Raw genomic sequence first — 14,399 nt, 5'->3', positions numbered from 1 at the left:
CGGAGATGTTGGAACCCAGCGTGGACAGGGGCTTGGTCATCTCTTCGTCGTCGTCCGCCAGGACGTGGGCCCGGCGGCTGTACGCGGTCGGGCACGCCCCGCTGCGCGACGTCGACGTCCGGCTCGACCGGTTCCGCCGGTACTGAGCCCCACCACCAGGGCGGCATGGTCCCCGGCACGTTCATCTGATGACGAACGTGCCGGAAACCGCCCCGGTGCTAGTTCGCGCAGACCGTCGCCCAGCCGTCGACGCTCGGGAGCCGGTGAGCGACCCCGTTCACGGTGACCTCTCCGTAGACGCGCGAACAGTGGGCGTTCGCACCGGAGACATAGATACCGCCCGCGTAAGTCGAGTAGGTTCCTGAGTCGTACCAGCGGGTCTGCCAGTCCGCGCGCTGGAGGATGATCTCAATGTGATGGTCGCCCGCGAGGTTGTCGAAGGTTTTCGCGCAGAAGGTGCCGCTGCCGGACCTGTCGAGCCAGAGTTGGACGTAGCCGGGCGTTCCTGACAGCTGGAGGGGCGGGAGCGGCGCGCCGTTGCACGTCGAGTACGGCCCGGCGTACCCGGCTGGGGCATCGGCCGGGTCGGTCGCCGACGCCGTGGCCGCCCCGCCGAGCACCGCGGTCGCCACGATCCCGGAGACCGCGACCGCCGACGCGAGCCGTCGCTTCAGTCTGTTCATCGTCATTCTCTCCTTCCGTGCCGGCGTGGGCCGACATCGCCGTGATCGTGCGCGGCGGTTCGTCGGGATTTCTGCAGGAAAACTGAAGCGCCTGGTCAGCGGCAGTTGACGACTCTCGCGCGGAGCGGCATCAGCTACCCTGGGGCGTGGTCTTGTCGAGGGGGCGGCCCATGGGCACGGTGGTGCGGTTGCTGGGCGAGGTCGACGTGCTCGTGAACGGGCGTCCGGTCGACCTCGGCACCCCGCGGCAGCGGTGCGTCCTGGCGGTGCTGGCGCTCGAGGCGGGTCAGGTGGTGCGCGCGGACCGGCTGATCGAGCGGGTCTGGGGGGCCGACGCGACGGCGCGGACACGGACTACCCTGCACGGCTACATCTCGCGATTGCGGGCGGTGCTGACGGGCACCGACGGAGTCACCCTCGCCCGCCGCTCCGGCGGCTACGTCCTGGTGACCGATTCCGAACTCTCCACAGTGGACCTGCTGCGATGCCGCGAACTGCGAGCGAGTGCCCGCGCCGACGAGGAGGGCGCGATGGCGCTGCTGACCGAAGCGATGGGCCTGTGGCAGGGAGAAGCTCTTACCGGGCTGAAAGGCGAATGGGCCGAAGCCGAACGCGAGCGGCTGGAGCGGGAGCACCTGGCCACGGCGCAGGATCTCGCCGACGCCCGGCTCCGGCTGGGGCTTGGGGAAGACGTCGTGGACGAGCTGGCGGCGCGCGCCGAGGCGCACCCGCTGGACGAACGCACCGCAGGCCAGTTCCTGCTGGCGCTGCACCAGGCCGGGCGGACCGGCGAGGCGCTGGACCAGTACCGACGGGTCCGCGCCCGCCTCATCGAGGAGCTGGGCACCGACCCCGGCCCCGCGCTGCAGGAACTGCACTGCCGGCTCCTGACCACCAGGACCGGCCGGCCAGTCCGATCACCACGATCGGCGGTGCCGCGCGAGCTTCGCGCCGCGCCCGCGTCGTTCGCGGGCCGCGTCGGCGACATACACCGGCTCGACGCCATACTGCACGCCGCGAAGGCGGGCGGCTCGATGATGCTCGCCGTCGTCCGGGGCACCGGCGGACTCGGCAAGACCTGGCTGGTCCTGCACTGGGCGCACCGCCGGCTCGACAGGTTCCCGGATGGCCAGCTCTTCGTCGACCTCGGCGGCTTCGGCGCCGGCGCACCGATGACCCCGGCCGCAGCGCTCTTCGGCTTCCTCACCGCGCTCGGCGTCGAGCCGGGTTCGATCCCGCCGGACCCGCATGGCCGGTCCACGTTGTTCCGCACCTTGAGCGCGGGCAAGCGACTGCTGGTGGTGCTCGACAACGCCGCCGGCACCGATCAGGTCGTGCCGCTGCTGCCAGGGAGTGCGTCGTGCGCCGTGGTCGTGACCAGTCGCAAGGGGCTCGCGGGCCTGGTCGCGGCTCACGACGCCCGCAGCGTCGCGCTGGGGGTGCTCCCGGCGGGGGACGTCCGCGAGCTGCTGGCCGCCCGGCTCGGTGCCGCCCGGGTCGACGCCGAGCGCGAGGCGGCCGACGCGCTGGCGGGCCTCTGCGGCGGCCTGCCGCTGGCGTTGAGCGTGCTCGCCGGCCGGGCCGGGGCGCGGCTGTCTGCCCTGGTCGAGGAACTGCGGGAGTCGGGTCTGGATGGCCTGGCCGACGACGACCCGGCCGCGAGCCTGCCCGCGGTGCTGTCCTCGTCGTACGACGCGCTGACCGAGGACCAAGCCACCGCGTTCGGCCTGCTGGCCCTGGCACCGGGACCCGACTCTGCCCCGGCCGCGGCGGCGAACCTGGCCGGGCTGCCGCCGGCTCACGCCCGGGCCGTGCTGCGCGGCCTCGAGCAGATGTCGCTGCTCGAGCAGGACCCAGATGGCCGCTACCGGATGCATGACCTGGTCCGCGCCTACGCGGCCGAAACCGCACGGACGCTGCCCAGTGGCGTCCGAGACGCGGCCGTGCGCCGGGTCCTCGATTTCTACGCCCACACCGCCTACCACGCCGGTCTGCTGCTGGACACCCATCGCGGACCCGTCGACCTCACCCCACCCGAACCCGGCCCGCACGTCCTCGACCTGCCCGACGCGGAGGCCGCCATGGTGTGGTTCGAAGCTGAGCGCGCCACCCTGCTCGCGGCCCAGGACGCCGCCGCGAGCCGGGATCGGCACGAGACCGTGTGGTGGCTAGCCCTGTCATCCGACACTGCCCGCCAGCGTCGAGGCCACCGCCACGACCGTCTCGCGGGCTGGCGAGCCGCAGTCCACGCGGCGACGTCGCTGCCGGGCACGGCTCCCGAGCTCGTCGCCCGTCGGCACCTCGGGCGCGCCTGCGCCGCGTCGGGACTGCCCGAAGAGGCGGTCTGGCAGCTGCGGTACGCCATCGCTCTCGCCGAAGACCACGACGACCGCTACGAACTCGGTCACGCCCACCAAACTCTCGCCCGGACTCTGGAGGGGCACGACGACGAGCTCGCGCTGACCCACGTCCTCTACGCGCTGCGCCTGTTCGAAGACCTCGGCCTGCCGGTGTGCACGGCCCACGGACACAACGCGGTAGGTCGGCACGCCGCCCGGCTCGGCGACCACGACACCGCCCGCGGCCACTTCAACGCCGCCCTGACCCTGCATCGCGACCACGGCAACACCGCGGGGGAGGCCGGCAGCCTCGACTGGCTTGGCCGCCTCGAACACGACGCGGGCAACCACGCTGAGGCCATCCGCCTCCACGGACGGGCACTCACACTCCGACGCGGTCTCGGCCACCTCCCGGCGTCCGCCGAAACACTCGACCACCTCGGCCTTTCACACACCGCCCTCGGCCGGACCGACGAAGCGCGCAAAGCGTGGCAGGAAGCACTGGAGCTGTACCGGGGTCAAAGTCGAGACGAAGAGGCCGAACGGGTCGAGCAACAGCTCGGCGGGTTGGGAGCCGCCCGGCCCGGGCATATTTGAGTTTCCCCTGTTTCACCGGAAAGGGAAAGAAATGAAGAAGATTCTCACGCTCGCCGGGCTTGTGGTCGCGGCGGCGGTCCTGGTGGTCACCCCGGCGGCCGCGGCACAGCCGGCCGGGCCCGTGTCCCAGCCCGACTGCATCGGATGCTGGGGGTAGCCCGGCCGGCTCATCGGATCACGCCGCGGCGTCAACACGTAAGACCGCGACGGCATGAACTCATCCCGGGCGACGACGCGACCGCCTCCGGCAGTGCGCCCGTCGACCCTGGCTGGGACGTCGGCACGTGCACCGAAGCCGACGAACCGCCCGGGACCGTACCCGTAGTTCGCCGCTGACGGGTGCGACGAGGGGCTGGCTGCACGCGTCACGCTGACGGGCGGCGAAGTGACCACCCTGCAGCCGGGGGACGGGTTCGCCTCCTGCAGAGCCGCGACTTCGTCGTGGGCCCGGTGACCTGTCTGCGCTGTCGCGGTCGTGGTCCTGCGGACGGTCGTGCATCGCTTCGGCGTGGGCGGCTCGCGTGGTGATGTCGCGGAGGCGGCTGAGCTGTGGCCCGGGATGGTCCGTCGACCTCTGGCGCGGTCGGTGTCCTCGGGCCCGACTTGGCCCCGCCGCCGCACGCGGCGCTGACCGCGCTGTACGTCGACCCGGAGATGGCCGCCTCGGTGAACCAAGTCCTCGCGGCCGTCCTCCGGTCGCGCTGATGGTCTTCACCGTCTTCGCGTTGGGGCGTTCACCGGTCCACCGTCCGGCGGACCGCCACCACATGGAGACCGATGACGGCCCGTGGCACCGGACCGCGACGCACGTGGGGATCTTGTCTACCGGGTCGTTGGACCGGTCAGTTCACCGGCCCACGCCAACTTGGCCGGCCCTTCTGGTCCACCCCTGGCTTGCCACGCAGGGGAGCGTGGCGCGGTCGATGGGCAACGTCTCCACCGGGGCTCGCGACCGTCTCAGCAGGCGCGCAGCCAGCACACCCGGCCACCCGGGTGATAGGAATGGCCGGTGACCGAACCGAACACCATCGAAGCCGCCGCGGCCGAGGCCGTCACGCTGACCAGCGAGCTCATCCGCATCGACACGACCAACACCGGCGATCCCGACACGCTGGTCGGCGAGCGGGCGGCGGCCGAGTACGTGGCGGAGAAGCTGACCGACGCCGGTTACGAGATCACCTACGTCGAGTCGGGTGGGAAGAACCGGCACAACGTCATCGTCCGGCTGGAGGGTGCCGATCGCCAGCGGGGCGCGCTGCTCATCCACGGGCACCTCGACGCCGTGCCCGCCGACCCCTCGGAGTGGTCGGTGCACCCCTTCTCCGGGGCGATCCAGGACGACTACGTCTGGGGCCGCGGCGCCGTCGACATGAAGGACATGTGCGGGATGGCGCTCGCGCTGGCCCGGCACTACAAGCTCAACAACGTCGTGCCGCCGCGGGACCTCGTCTTCGCCTTCCTGGCCGACGAAGAGGCCGGCGGCAAGTACGGCGCGCAGTGGCTGGTCGAGAACCGGCCCGAGCTGTTCGAGGGCGTCACCGAGGCGATCAGCGAGGTCGGCGGGTTCTCGATCACGCTCAAGGACGACGTCCGCGCCTACCTCATCGAGACGGCGGAGAAGGGCATCCGCTGGATGAAGCTGCGCGTGCGCGGCACCGCCGGGCACGGCTCGATGATCCACCGCGACAACGCGGTCACGAAGCTGTCGGAGGCCGTCGCGAAGCTCGGCAACCACCGGTTCCCGCTCGTGCTCACCGACTCGGTGAAGGAGTTCCTCGCCGGGGTCACCGAGATCACCGGCTGGGACTTCCCCGAGGACGACCTCGAAGGCTCGGTCGCCAAGCTCGGGAACATCTCCCGGATGATCGGCGCGACCCTGCGCGACACCGCGAACCCGACCATGCTGACCGCCGGGTACAAGTCGAACGTCATCCCGTCGGTCGCCGAGGCCGCCGTCGACTGCCGGATCCTGCCGGGCCGGCTGGCGGCGTTCGACCGGGAGCTCGACGAGCTGCTCGGCCCGGACATCGAGAAGGAGTGGATGGAGCTCCCGCCGGTCGAGACGACCTTCGACGGCGCGCTCGTGGACGCGATGACCGCCGCCGTGCTGGCCGAGGACCCGGGCGCGAAGACGCTGCCGTACATGCTCTCCGGCGGCACCGACGCGAAGTCGTTCCAGGAGCTCGGCATCCGCAACTTCGGCTTCGCGCCGCTCAAGCTGCCCGCGGACCTCGACTTCTCGGCGCTGTTCCACGGGGTCGACGAGCGGGTCCCGGTCGAGGCGCTGAAGTTCGGCACCCGCGTGCTGGACCGGTTCCTGCGCACGTCCTGATGCCCGGGTTCGCGCTCGCCGACGGCACGCCCCTGCAGGTGGTCCGCAGGGGCGACCCGGCCGCGCCGGTGACCGTGGTGTTCGTCCACGGCTACGCGCTCGACCAGCGCAGCTGGGGCCGGATCGCGCCGCTGGTGCCGGACGCCGCCGACGGCCCGGTGGCCGTGCTGACCTACGACCAGCGCGGCCACGGCGGCTCGGGGCGGGCGCGCCGCGGCACCGCGACCATGGCGCAGCTCGGCGACGACCTCGCCGAGCTGCTCGAGCGCGAGGTGCCCGAGGGCCGGGTGGTGCTGGTGGGGCACGACATGGGCGGCCTGGCGATCATGTCGCTGTCCCAGCGGCACGCGGACCTGTTCGCCGAGCGGGTCTCCGGCCTGGTGCTGCTGGCGACGTCGTCGGGCACCCTGGCCACCGAGGTGTCGGCGACCTGGCCGAACGCCCTGGGCAAGCTGGCCCGCGACCTCGAAGCGGTGCTGGGCTCGAAGCTGTTCGGCGTCGTGCGCGAGCACACCAGCCGGGCGGTCAGCGCGGGCCTGCGCTGGTGGCTCTTCGGCGACGACCCGGACCCGGAACTGGTCGAGCTGACGGTGCAGATGATCCGCGGCAACTGGCCCCACACGGTGGCCCTGTTCCGCCCGGCGATGGACGCCTACGCCCGCGAGGCGGCGCTGACCCAGGTCGCCGGCCTGCCGGTGACGGCGATCGTGGGGGAGCGGGACCGGATCGTCCGGGCGTCCGATGTGGAGCAGTGGGTCCGCGGCCTCGGCAACGGGACGGCGGTGGTGCTGCCCGGGGTCGGGCACGTGGTGCCGTTGGAGGCCGCGGCGCAGGTGCTGCCGCGGGTCGTCGCCCTGGTCAACGCGAGTCGCCGGGGCTGAGCCGGCCCGCGGCGAGGAAGATCGGCACCGCCACGAACAGCCGGTCCTCGCGGGCCCGCGCCGCCTGTTCGGCCAGCCAGGCGCCGTCGCCGCCCAGGTTGGCGAGCACCGGCAGGACCGCCGCGTCCGTCCACACCAGCGTGCGGACCTCGACCGTGACGTCGGTGAACCCGTTGTCCAGCAAGAGGTTCCGGTACCGCCGCGCGATCCGCGGGTGGGGCAGGCCGTCCGCTCGCGTGTGGACGATCGACCGGGTGCGGGCGGGGTCGTCGGAGTCGATGACGATCGTGTCCCAGTCCTGGCCGGTCAGCACCGCGCGGCCGCCCGGGGCCAGGACGCGGCGAGCCTCGGCCACCGCGAGCTCCGGTTCGGCCACGACGTGCAGGACCTTGTCGGCGCGGTAACCGGTGACCGAGCCGTCCTCGAGGGGCAGGCAGCTCGCGTCGGCGACGTGGAACTCGCCGTCGGGCCAGCGGGCGGTGGCCGTCTCGATCATGGCCGGGTCCGCGTCGACGCCGACCGCCCGGACCCCGCGGGCGGCCAGTTCGCCGACGGCCCGCCCGCTGCCGCAGCCGACGTCGACCACGGCGTCGCCGAGACCTTCGTAACCGAGTTCTCGCAGGCTGACAGCTTGGGGGCGGTCGTCGAGGGCGTCGAGGAGGGGAAGCAGCGTGGACATGGCGCCCATCCTGCGACTTAATGCCCGCATGAAGTCAATCGGCGAAGTGGCGGCCCGGTTCGGGTTGCCGACGCACGTGCTGCGCTACTGGGAGGCGGAAGGGTTGCTCAGTCCGGCCCGCGCCGGCGCCCGGCGCCGCTACAGCGACGCGGACCAGCAGCGGGTGGCCGCCATCCTGGTCGCCAAGGAGGCCGGGTTCGAGCTCGCGGACATCCGCACGATGCTGACCGGCCGGTCCGCGGCCGACCGGGCAGCGATGGCGGCCCGCCAGCGGGACCGGCTGCGGGCCCGGATCGCGCGGGCCCAAGCCGCGCTTGACCTGCTGGAAGGCGACTGCCCGCACGACGACCTCATGGCGTGCCCGAACTTCCGGACCCTGCTCGACCGACAGCTCGAGCGTTCTTGACAACTTCTCTGTTCGGCCGGAATGCTGGGCGCATGTTCCCCGTGGCGGTGATCGAAGACGCGGCGGCGGCCGAGGTGTCGCTGGACCCGGTCCGGGCCCGGCTGCTGGCCGAACTGGCCGAACCGGCGTCGGCGACGATGCTCGCCGCGCGCGTCGGCCTGCCCCGCCAGAAGGTCAACTACCACCTGCGCGCGCTGGAGAGCCACGGCCTGGTGGAGCTGGTCGAGGAACGCCGCAAGGGCAACGTCACCGAGCGGATGATGCGGGCCACCGCCGCCTCTTACGTCATCTCGCCGACGGCGCTGGCCGCCGTCCAGCCGGACCCGGCCCGCTCGCCGGACCGGCTCTCGGCCCGGTGGCTGCTCGCCGTCGCCGGGCGGCTGGTCCGGGACGTCGGCCTGCTGATCACCGGCGCGGCGAAGGCCCAGCAGCGCTTCGCGACCTTCGCCCTCGACGGCGAGGTGCGGTTCGCCTCCGCCGCCGACCGGGCCGCCTTCGCCGAGGAGCTCACGGCCGCCGTCACCGCACTGGTCGGCAAGTACCACGACGAGACGGCCGAGAAGGGCCGGCCGCACCGGGTCGTCGTCGCCGTGCACCCGAGCGTCCCGGAGGAGTCCTGACGTGGGCCACGAGTTCGAACTGCCCGACGTCGTCGAAGTCGGGGCGACGCCGGAGCAGGTGTGGGACGCCATCGCGACCGGACCCGGCATCGACTCGTGGTTCATGGGCCGCAACGAGGTCGAGGGCGGCACCGGCGGCACGGTCCGCGGCGCCTTCGGCGGCTACGAGCCGGAGTTCGGGATCCGCGCCTGGGAACCGCCCGGCAAGCTCGCCTACGGCAGCGGGACCGCGCCGGACGGGCGGCGGATCGCCTACGAGTTCCTCGTCGAGGGCCGCGACTCCGGCAGCACGGTGATCCGCTGCGTCACCAGCGGCTTCCTGCCCGGCGACGACTGGGAGGACGAGTTCGAGGCGATGAGGACCGGGGGCGCGCTGTTCTTCCGCACCCTGGTCGAGTACGTCACGCACTTCACCGGCCGCACGGCGGTACCGCTGACGGTCTTCGGCCCGCCGGTGGGGGACTGGGACCGGGCGTGGGCCCGGCTGGGCACCGCCCTCGGCCTGTCCGGGCGGCCCGCCGAGGGCGACCGCGTCGAACTCGGCCAGGAGGGTGTCGTCTACGCCGTGAACGACCAGGCGGTGGGGGTCCGGACGCCGGACGCGATGCTCCGCTTCCTGCGCGGGTTCCACGGGCCGATGGTCGCCTCCCACCACCTCTTCGCGCCGGGAACCGACCCCGCGACCGAGGAGAAGGCCTGGGGCGAGTGGCTCGACCGGGTGTTCGGCTAGGTCGGGTGTTCGGCTAGGTCGGGAGCGCGCCGGGAAGGCTCTGCGCCGTCTTCTTGCGGCGCAGCCACACCTTGCGCGTGCCGTCGGCGTACAGCCGCACAGTACGCAGTTCCCAGCCCGCGAACTCCGCGTGGATCGAGAGCTGGATCGCCGCCGCACGCCGGGACACGCCCGGAGGGAGGTGCAGACGGCGATACTCCCAATCCCCTTCGACCACCGCCTCGCTGACCGTCGTCATGGCTGGATCACCTGGGTCCCTTCTCCGGCGGCCGAGCCGACGATGACGCGGCCGCTCTTCTCGTCCACTCCCACCGAGTCCGGCTGGCGCACGGTCGGGAACCGGTACTTCTCCACGGGCTCGCCGCCGCGGACGTCGAAGCCGACGACCTCGTTGCGTTCGGTGAGCGTCACCCACGCCAGGCTGCGCGTCGCGTCGTAGGCGATCCCGTACGCCCCGCCGGGCACCGGGTACCGCTGCCTCAGGATCAGCGGGCCGGCCGAAAACGCCAGCAGCGCCCCCGCCCGCGCGTCGGTCACCAGCACCCGGCCGTAGGAGTCCGCCACCGCGTTCGCGGCACCGTCCCCGGCACGCAGGCCCTCGTTGACCTTCCCCGCGGCGACGTCGACCGAGAACACCGCCGTCCGCAACCGGTCCAGCACCACCACACCGTCCCCGGTGTCGACGACGTCGTCGGCGCTGTAGAGCTGCCCGCCGATCGTCCGCGCCGGACCCGCCGCGGGCAGCACCCGGATGTCCTTGCCCGCCCCCATCGCGACCAGCCGATCGGCCCCGTAGACGATGCTCGACGCGGGCTGCCCGCCGATCTTCGTCTCGGTGAGCTTCCGGTCCGGCAACGTCAGCTGCTGCACGACACCCGACCCGGGCTCGGCGATCTCGACGCGCCCCGGCGTCACCGACAACCGGGACGCCGTACTGTATAACGGCATATTCACCGGGGGAGACGTGAGCGCACCCAGGTCGTACAGGCGCAGAGCCGGTGGCGAAGAAACCGCAACGACGAGGGTCGAGGTCTTCGCGTCCACGGCGACGGCCGAGACGGATCCGTCGCTCAGCACCTGACCGGCGGGCTTCACGGCCACCGCGGGGGAGACGGCGGGGCGGGCGGCGGTCGGGTTCGCCACGATCTGCAGGTCGTCGGAAGGCGACTTGGCCGAGGAGCAGCCCGAGAGCACCAGGGCACCGGCGAGCGGGAGCGCGATCCACGACACGGCGGCGAGCCGACGCACGTTGCGGCCTCCAGTTGTCCCTCGGCGGGCGGTCGTCACCAGCATGCTCCTTGATCCCCGTGCCGTCACGTGCGTGTCACCGAACAGACACCTCGCGCTCACCGCGGCCAGCGTTCGGGGTAGCCGACCTCGATCGCGCTGACGTCGTCGAGCGCGGACCGGATGGCGGGCGGGAGGGTGATGTCCTCCGCCGCCAGCGAGCCGGTGAGCTGGCCGGTGTCGCGGGCGCCGACGACCGGGGCGACGACGCCGGGCCGGTCTCGGACCCAGGCCAGGGCCACGGCGAGCGGGGACGTGCCGAGCCCGTCGGCGGCGGTCGCGACCGCCTGCACGATCCGGGCGGCGCGGTCGGTGCGGTGGTGCTCGACGTAGCCGGCGTACGCGCTGTTCGCGCCGCGGGAGTCCGCGGGCGTGCCGGTGCGGTACTTGCCGGTGAGCACGCCGCGGCCGAGCGGGGCCCAGGGCAGCAGCCCGATGCCGTGGTGCTCGGCGGCGGGGACGACTTCGCGGTCCACCCCGCGTTCGAGCAGGGAGTACTCGACCTGGGTGGAGATGAGGGGAGCGATGGCCGAGGCGCCCGCGGCGGCCGTGGCCAGCTGCCAGCCCGAGTAGTTCGAGACGCCGACGTACCGGACCTTTCCGCTGGTCACGGCGTATTCGAGGGCGGAGAGCGTCTCGGCGAGCGGGACGCAGTCGTCGAAGGCGTGCAGCTGCCAGAGATCGATGTGGTCGGTGCCGAGCCGCTTGAGGGAGCCGTCGAGTGCGGTCAGCAGGGCGCCGCGCGAGGCGCCGCCGCCGAACGGGCCGTCGTCGCGCCGGGCGACGGCCTTCGTGGCCAGGACGACGTCGTCGCGGGGCACGAGGTCGCCGAGCAGCGAGCCGAGGACGCGTTCGCTCTCGCCCTCGCCGTAGATGTCGGCCGTGTCCACCAGGGTGCCGCCGGCGTCGACGAAGGCGACCAGCTGGCTGGCGGCCTCCTCCGCGTCCGTGTCGCCACCCCAGGTCATGGTGCCGAGCGCCATACGGGAGACGCGCAGTCCCGAGCGGCCGAGCAGTCGCTTTTCCACGACCGCCGAGCCTAGTGGCCCGGCCCGTCCGGAAGAGACCAAGGTGAGTCGTGTCGCGATCAAGGCCCCCGTTAGGGTCTGGCCCCGTGCGACTCGGACTGAATCTCGGCTACTGGGGAGCGGGGAACGACCCCGCGCACCTGGCCTTGGCGAAACGCGCGGAGGAGCTGGGGTACGCGGTCGTGTGGGCGGCGGAGGCCTACGGTTCGGACGCGGTCACCGTGCTGACCTGGATCGCGGCGCAGACGTCCCGGATCGACGTCGGGGCCGCGGTGCTGCAGATCCCGGCGCGCACGCCGGCGATGACCGCGATGACCGCCGCGACGCTGGACACGCTTTCGGGTGGCCGGTTCCGGCTGGGCCTCGGGGTGTCGGGTCCGCAGGTGTCCGAGGGCTGGCACGGGGTGCGGTTCACCGCGCCGGTGGGCCGTACGCGCGAGTACGCCTCGATCGTGCGCTCGGCGTTGCGGCGGGAACGGGTGCGGTTCGCGGGGGAGCACTTCACGCTGCCGCTGCCGGACGGGCCCGGCAAGGCGCTGCGGCTGACCGTCCGCCCGGCCCGCAAGCACGTTCCGCTGTACCTGGCCGCGATCGGCCCGAAGAACCTGGAGCTGGCCGGGGAGATCGCCGACGGCTGGCTGCCGGTGTTCTTCTCGCCGGCCCACGCGGCCGAGCAGCTGGCCCACGTCCGGGCCGGTGCCGAGCGGGCGGGCCGCGGCCTGGCCGGCTTCGACGTCGTGCCGTCCGTGCCGCTGGCGCCCGGGGACGACTGGCGGGCCTGCGCGGACGCCGTCCGCGGCTACGCGGCCCTCTACCTGGGCGGGATGGGGAGCAGGGAGAAGAACTTCTACAACCGGCTGGCGTGCCGGATGGGTTTCGCGGCGGAGGCCGCCGAAGTGCAGGAGAAGTACCTGGCCGGCGACCGGGCGGGGGCGATGGCGGCGGTGCCGCCGGAGTTCCTCGACGCGACGTCGCTGCTGGGTCCGAAGGAACGGATCGCGGAGAAGATGAAGGAATACGCCGAAGCCGGCGTGACGACCCTGTCGGTGTCGCCGTACACGCCGGAGCCGGCCGAGGCGCTGCGCACCGCCGCCGAGGCGCTCGAGCTGGCGGGGGTGGCCTGACGTGGGGTGGTTCGAAGCCCTGGTCCTGGGCCTGGTCCAGGGCCTGACCGAGTTCCTGCCGATCTCGTCGAGCGCGCACCTGCGGATCGTCGCGGCGCTGGCCGGCTGGGACGACCCGGGCGCGGCGTTCACCGCGGTCACCCAGATCGGCACCGAGCTGGCGGTGATCATCTACTTCGGGCCGAAGATCGGGAAGATCCTGCGGGCCTGGTCCTTTTCGCTGTACAAGGCGGAGTGGCGCCGGGACCCGGACGCCCGGCTGGGCTGGCTGATCATCGTCGGCTCGCTGCCGATCGTGGTGCTCGGGCTGCTGCTGCAGGACCAGATCGACAGCGCGTTCCGCGACCTGCGGATCACCGCGACCGTGCTGATCGTGTTCGGCGTGATCCTGCTGGTCGCCGACCGGATCGGGAAGCAGGACCGCACGCTCGACGACCTGACCGTGCCGCACGGCCTGGGCTTCGGGTTCGCCCAGGCGCTGGCCCTGATCCCGGGCGTGTCCCGCTCGGGCGGCACGACGAGCGCGGGCCTGCTGCTGGGCTACACCCGGGCCGAGGCGGCGGAGTACTCGTTCCTGCTGGCCCTGCCGGCGGTGTTCGGGTCGGGGGTGTACAAGCTCAAGGACATCGGCGCCGGCGGCGTGCCCGCCCAGTGGGGGCCGACGATCCTGGCCACGCTGGTCGCCTTCGGCGTCGGGTACGCGGTGATCGCCTGGCTGATGGCCTACATCAAGAAGCGCAGCTTCGTGCCGTTCGTGATCTACCGGCTGGTGCTCGGCGTGCTGCTGTACGTGCTGATCTTCAGCGGCGTCCTGGACCCGAACGCGGGTCCGGTCGGGCACTGACGCGCCCCGCGTGGGGACCGCATGATCGGTCCCCACGTAGGGTGGGGCCGTGAGTACGGTCATTCTGCTCCGGCACGGCAAGTCCACGGCCAACGGTTCGGGCATCCTCGCCGGGCGGTCCCCGAAGGTCAACCTCGACGACACCGGGCGCGCCCAGGCGGAGAAGCTCGTCGACCGCCTCGACGGCGTGCCGCTGTCCGGGCTGGTCGTGTCGCCCATGCTGCGGTGCAAGCAGACGGTCGGCCCGCTGGCCGCCGCGCGCGGGCTCGAGAAGGTCGTCGAGCCGGGGCTGTCCGAAGTGGACTACGGCGACTGGACCGGCCGGGAGCTCAAGCACCTCGCGAAGGAGCCGCTCTGGCGCGTGGTGCAGGCGCACGCCTCGGCCGCGGTGTTCCCCGGCGGCGAGGGCCTGGCCCAGATGCAGGCCCGGTCGGTGGCCGCGGTCCGCGCCCACGACCGGCGGATCGCCGCCGAGCACGGTGACCACGCCGTCTGGCTGCTGTGCAGCCACGGTGACGTGATCAAGTCCATCCTGGCCGACGCGCTCGGCCAGCACCTCGACGCCTTCCAGCGGATCGTCGTCGACCCGGCGTCGATCTCGGTAGTGCGCTACACCGAGACGCGGCCGTTCGTCATGCGGGTGAACGACCACGGCGGGGACCTGCGCGGCATCGTGCCGCCGGAACCGAAGCCGAAGCGGGGCAAAAAAGCCGCGTCGAGCAGCGACGCCGTGGTGGGCGGTACCACGGGCCCGTGATCGCGGCCACCGCCGGAAAGCGCTGACATCGATGGCGGGGGAGCACGTAGGGTGGCGGGACCGAGTGTCTGTCCCCGACCAGGAGCCTGCCC

General features: G+C 72.7%; 17 protein-coding genes. 12 read left to right on the top strand and 5 right to left on the bottom strand.

Annotated features, from left to right (window positions below; genetic code table 11):
• Positions 1-20: 20 nt before the first annotated feature.
• Complete coding sequence (locus tag ACLJOU_RS11150; protein WP_410566119.1) at positions 21-146, top strand: hypothetical protein; 126 nt, start codon at positions 21-23, stop codon at positions 144-146.
• A gap of 72 nt (positions 147-218) precedes the next feature.
• On the opposite strand, the gene ACLJOU_RS11145 is transcribed toward ACLJOU_RS11150, so the two are convergent.
• Positions 219-683 (bottom strand): hypothetical protein, encoded by a 465-nt coding sequence (locus ACLJOU_RS11145; RefSeq protein ID WP_410566116.1) that lies wholly within the window; start codon positions 681-683, stop codon positions 219-221.
• 170 nt (positions 684-853) lie between these two features.
• Here ACLJOU_RS11145 and ACLJOU_RS11140 point away from each other — a divergent pair, with 170 nt between their 5' ends.
• From ACLJOU_RS11140 to ACLJOU_RS11120, 5 genes are all read left to right on the top strand, one after another.
• Positions 854-3,619, top strand: coding sequence for a BTAD domain-containing putative transcriptional regulator (locus ACLJOU_RS11140; RefSeq protein ID WP_410566113.1), 2,766 nt, complete (start codon positions 854-856; stop codon positions 3,617-3,619).
• Between the two features lie 31 nt (positions 3,620-3,650).
• Positions 3,651-3,776 carry a hypothetical protein gene (locus tag ACLJOU_RS11135; protein WP_410566110.1) on the top strand — a complete coding sequence of 42 codons (126 nt, stop codon included), beginning with the start codon at positions 3,651-3,653 and terminating at the stop codon, positions 3,774-3,776.
• A gap of 392 nt (positions 3,777-4,168) precedes the next feature.
• On the top strand, positions 4,169-4,324 hold the full coding sequence (locus ACLJOU_RS11130) for a hypothetical protein (RefSeq protein ID WP_410566107.1): 156 nt from the start codon (positions 4,169-4,171) through the stop codon (positions 4,322-4,324).
• Between the two features lie 304 nt (positions 4,325-4,628).
• Positions 4,629-5,951 carry a M20/M25/M40 family metallo-hydrolase gene (locus ACLJOU_RS11125; RefSeq protein WP_410566104.1) on the top strand — a complete coding sequence of 441 codons (1,323 nt, stop codon included), beginning with the start codon at positions 4,629-4,631 and terminating at the stop codon, positions 5,949-5,951.
• Entirely contained in the window at positions 5,951-6,832 is an 882-nt protein-coding gene (locus ACLJOU_RS11120) for an alpha/beta fold hydrolase (RefSeq protein ID WP_410566101.1), read from the top strand. Before ACLJOU_RS11125 ends, ACLJOU_RS11120 begins: the two co-directional genes overlap by 1 nt.
• Here ACLJOU_RS11120 and ACLJOU_RS11115 read toward each other — a convergent pair.
• On the bottom strand, positions 6,810-7,511 hold the full coding sequence (locus ACLJOU_RS11115; RefSeq protein ID WP_410566098.1) for a methyltransferase domain-containing protein: 702 nt from the start codon (positions 7,509-7,511) through the stop codon (positions 6,810-6,812). The two genes, ACLJOU_RS11120 and ACLJOU_RS11115, sit on opposite strands and share 23 nt — an antisense overlap.
• A 28-nt stretch (positions 7,512-7,539) precedes the next feature.
• On the opposite strand from ACLJOU_RS11115, the gene ACLJOU_RS11110 reads away from it, so the two are divergent.
• The 3 genes from ACLJOU_RS11110 to ACLJOU_RS11100 are packed head-to-tail and all read left to right on the top strand — an operon-like array spanning position 7,540 to position 9,267.
• Positions 7,540-7,917, top strand: coding sequence for a MerR family transcriptional regulator (locus ACLJOU_RS11110; protein ID WP_410566095.1), 378 nt, complete (start codon positions 7,540-7,542; stop codon positions 7,915-7,917).
• 32 nt (positions 7,918-7,949) lie between these two features.
• Complete coding sequence (locus ACLJOU_RS11105; RefSeq protein ID WP_410566092.1) at positions 7,950-8,537, top strand: ArsR/SmtB family transcription factor; 588 nt, start codon at positions 7,950-7,952, stop codon at positions 8,535-8,537.
• Between the two features lies 1 nt (position 8,538).
• Positions 8,539-9,267 (top strand): SRPBCC family protein, encoded by a 729-nt coding sequence (locus tag ACLJOU_RS11100; protein WP_410566089.1) that lies wholly within the window; start codon positions 8,539-8,541, stop codon positions 9,265-9,267.
• 13 nt (positions 9,268-9,280) lie between these two features.
• Here ACLJOU_RS11100 and ACLJOU_RS11095 read toward each other — a convergent pair whose 3' ends face one another.
• From ACLJOU_RS11095 to ACLJOU_RS11085, 3 genes are all read right to left on the bottom strand, one after another.
• A complete protein-coding gene (locus ACLJOU_RS11095) occupies positions 9,281-9,505 on the bottom strand; it encodes a DUF5703 family protein (RefSeq protein ID WP_410566086.1) in 225 nt (74 codons plus the stop codon).
• Complete coding sequence (locus tag ACLJOU_RS11090) at positions 9,502-10,515, bottom strand: YncE family protein (protein WP_410566698.1); 1,014 nt, start codon at positions 10,513-10,515, stop codon at positions 9,502-9,504. Before ACLJOU_RS11090 ends, ACLJOU_RS11095 begins: the two co-directional genes overlap by 4 nt.
• A gap of 98 nt (positions 10,516-10,613) precedes the next feature.
• Positions 10,614-11,582, bottom strand: a complete 969-nt coding sequence (locus ACLJOU_RS11085; RefSeq protein ID WP_410566083.1) for an aldo/keto reductase — start codon at positions 11,580-11,582, stop codon at positions 10,614-10,616.
• Positions 11,583-11,668: 86 nt separating this feature from the next.
• Between ACLJOU_RS11085 and ACLJOU_RS11080 the strand changes: the two genes are divergently transcribed.
• Genes ACLJOU_RS11080 through ACLJOU_RS11070 form a run of 3 tightly spaced genes read left to right on the top strand, consistent with a single transcriptional unit; the run spans position 11,669 to position 14,307 of the window.
• Complete coding sequence (locus ACLJOU_RS11080) at positions 11,669-12,706, top strand: LLM class F420-dependent oxidoreductase (RefSeq protein WP_410566080.1); 1,038 nt, start codon at positions 11,669-11,671, stop codon at positions 12,704-12,706.
• A gap of 1 nt (position 12,707) precedes the next feature.
• Positions 12,708-13,550: an undecaprenyl-diphosphate phosphatase gene (locus ACLJOU_RS11075; RefSeq protein WP_410566077.1), complete on the top strand. Its 843-nt coding sequence runs from the start codon at positions 12,708-12,710 to the stop codon at positions 13,548-13,550.
• A gap of 49 nt (positions 13,551-13,599) precedes the next feature.
• The gene (locus ACLJOU_RS11070; protein ID WP_410566074.1) at positions 13,600-14,307 is read left to right on the top strand and encodes a histidine phosphatase family protein; all 708 of its coding nucleotides are present in this window, start codon (positions 13,600-13,602) and stop codon (positions 14,305-14,307) included.
• Positions 14,308-14,399 lie beyond the last annotated feature (92 nt).

The sequence above is a fragment of the Amycolatopsis sp. cmx-4-61 genome, assembly GCF_046548775.1.
Classification (GTDB): Bacteria; Actinomycetota; Actinomycetes; order Mycobacteriales; family Pseudonocardiaceae; genus Amycolatopsis.
Note: the sequence above shows the minus strand (reverse complement) of the source record. Positions and strands in the feature narration are given on the sequence as shown.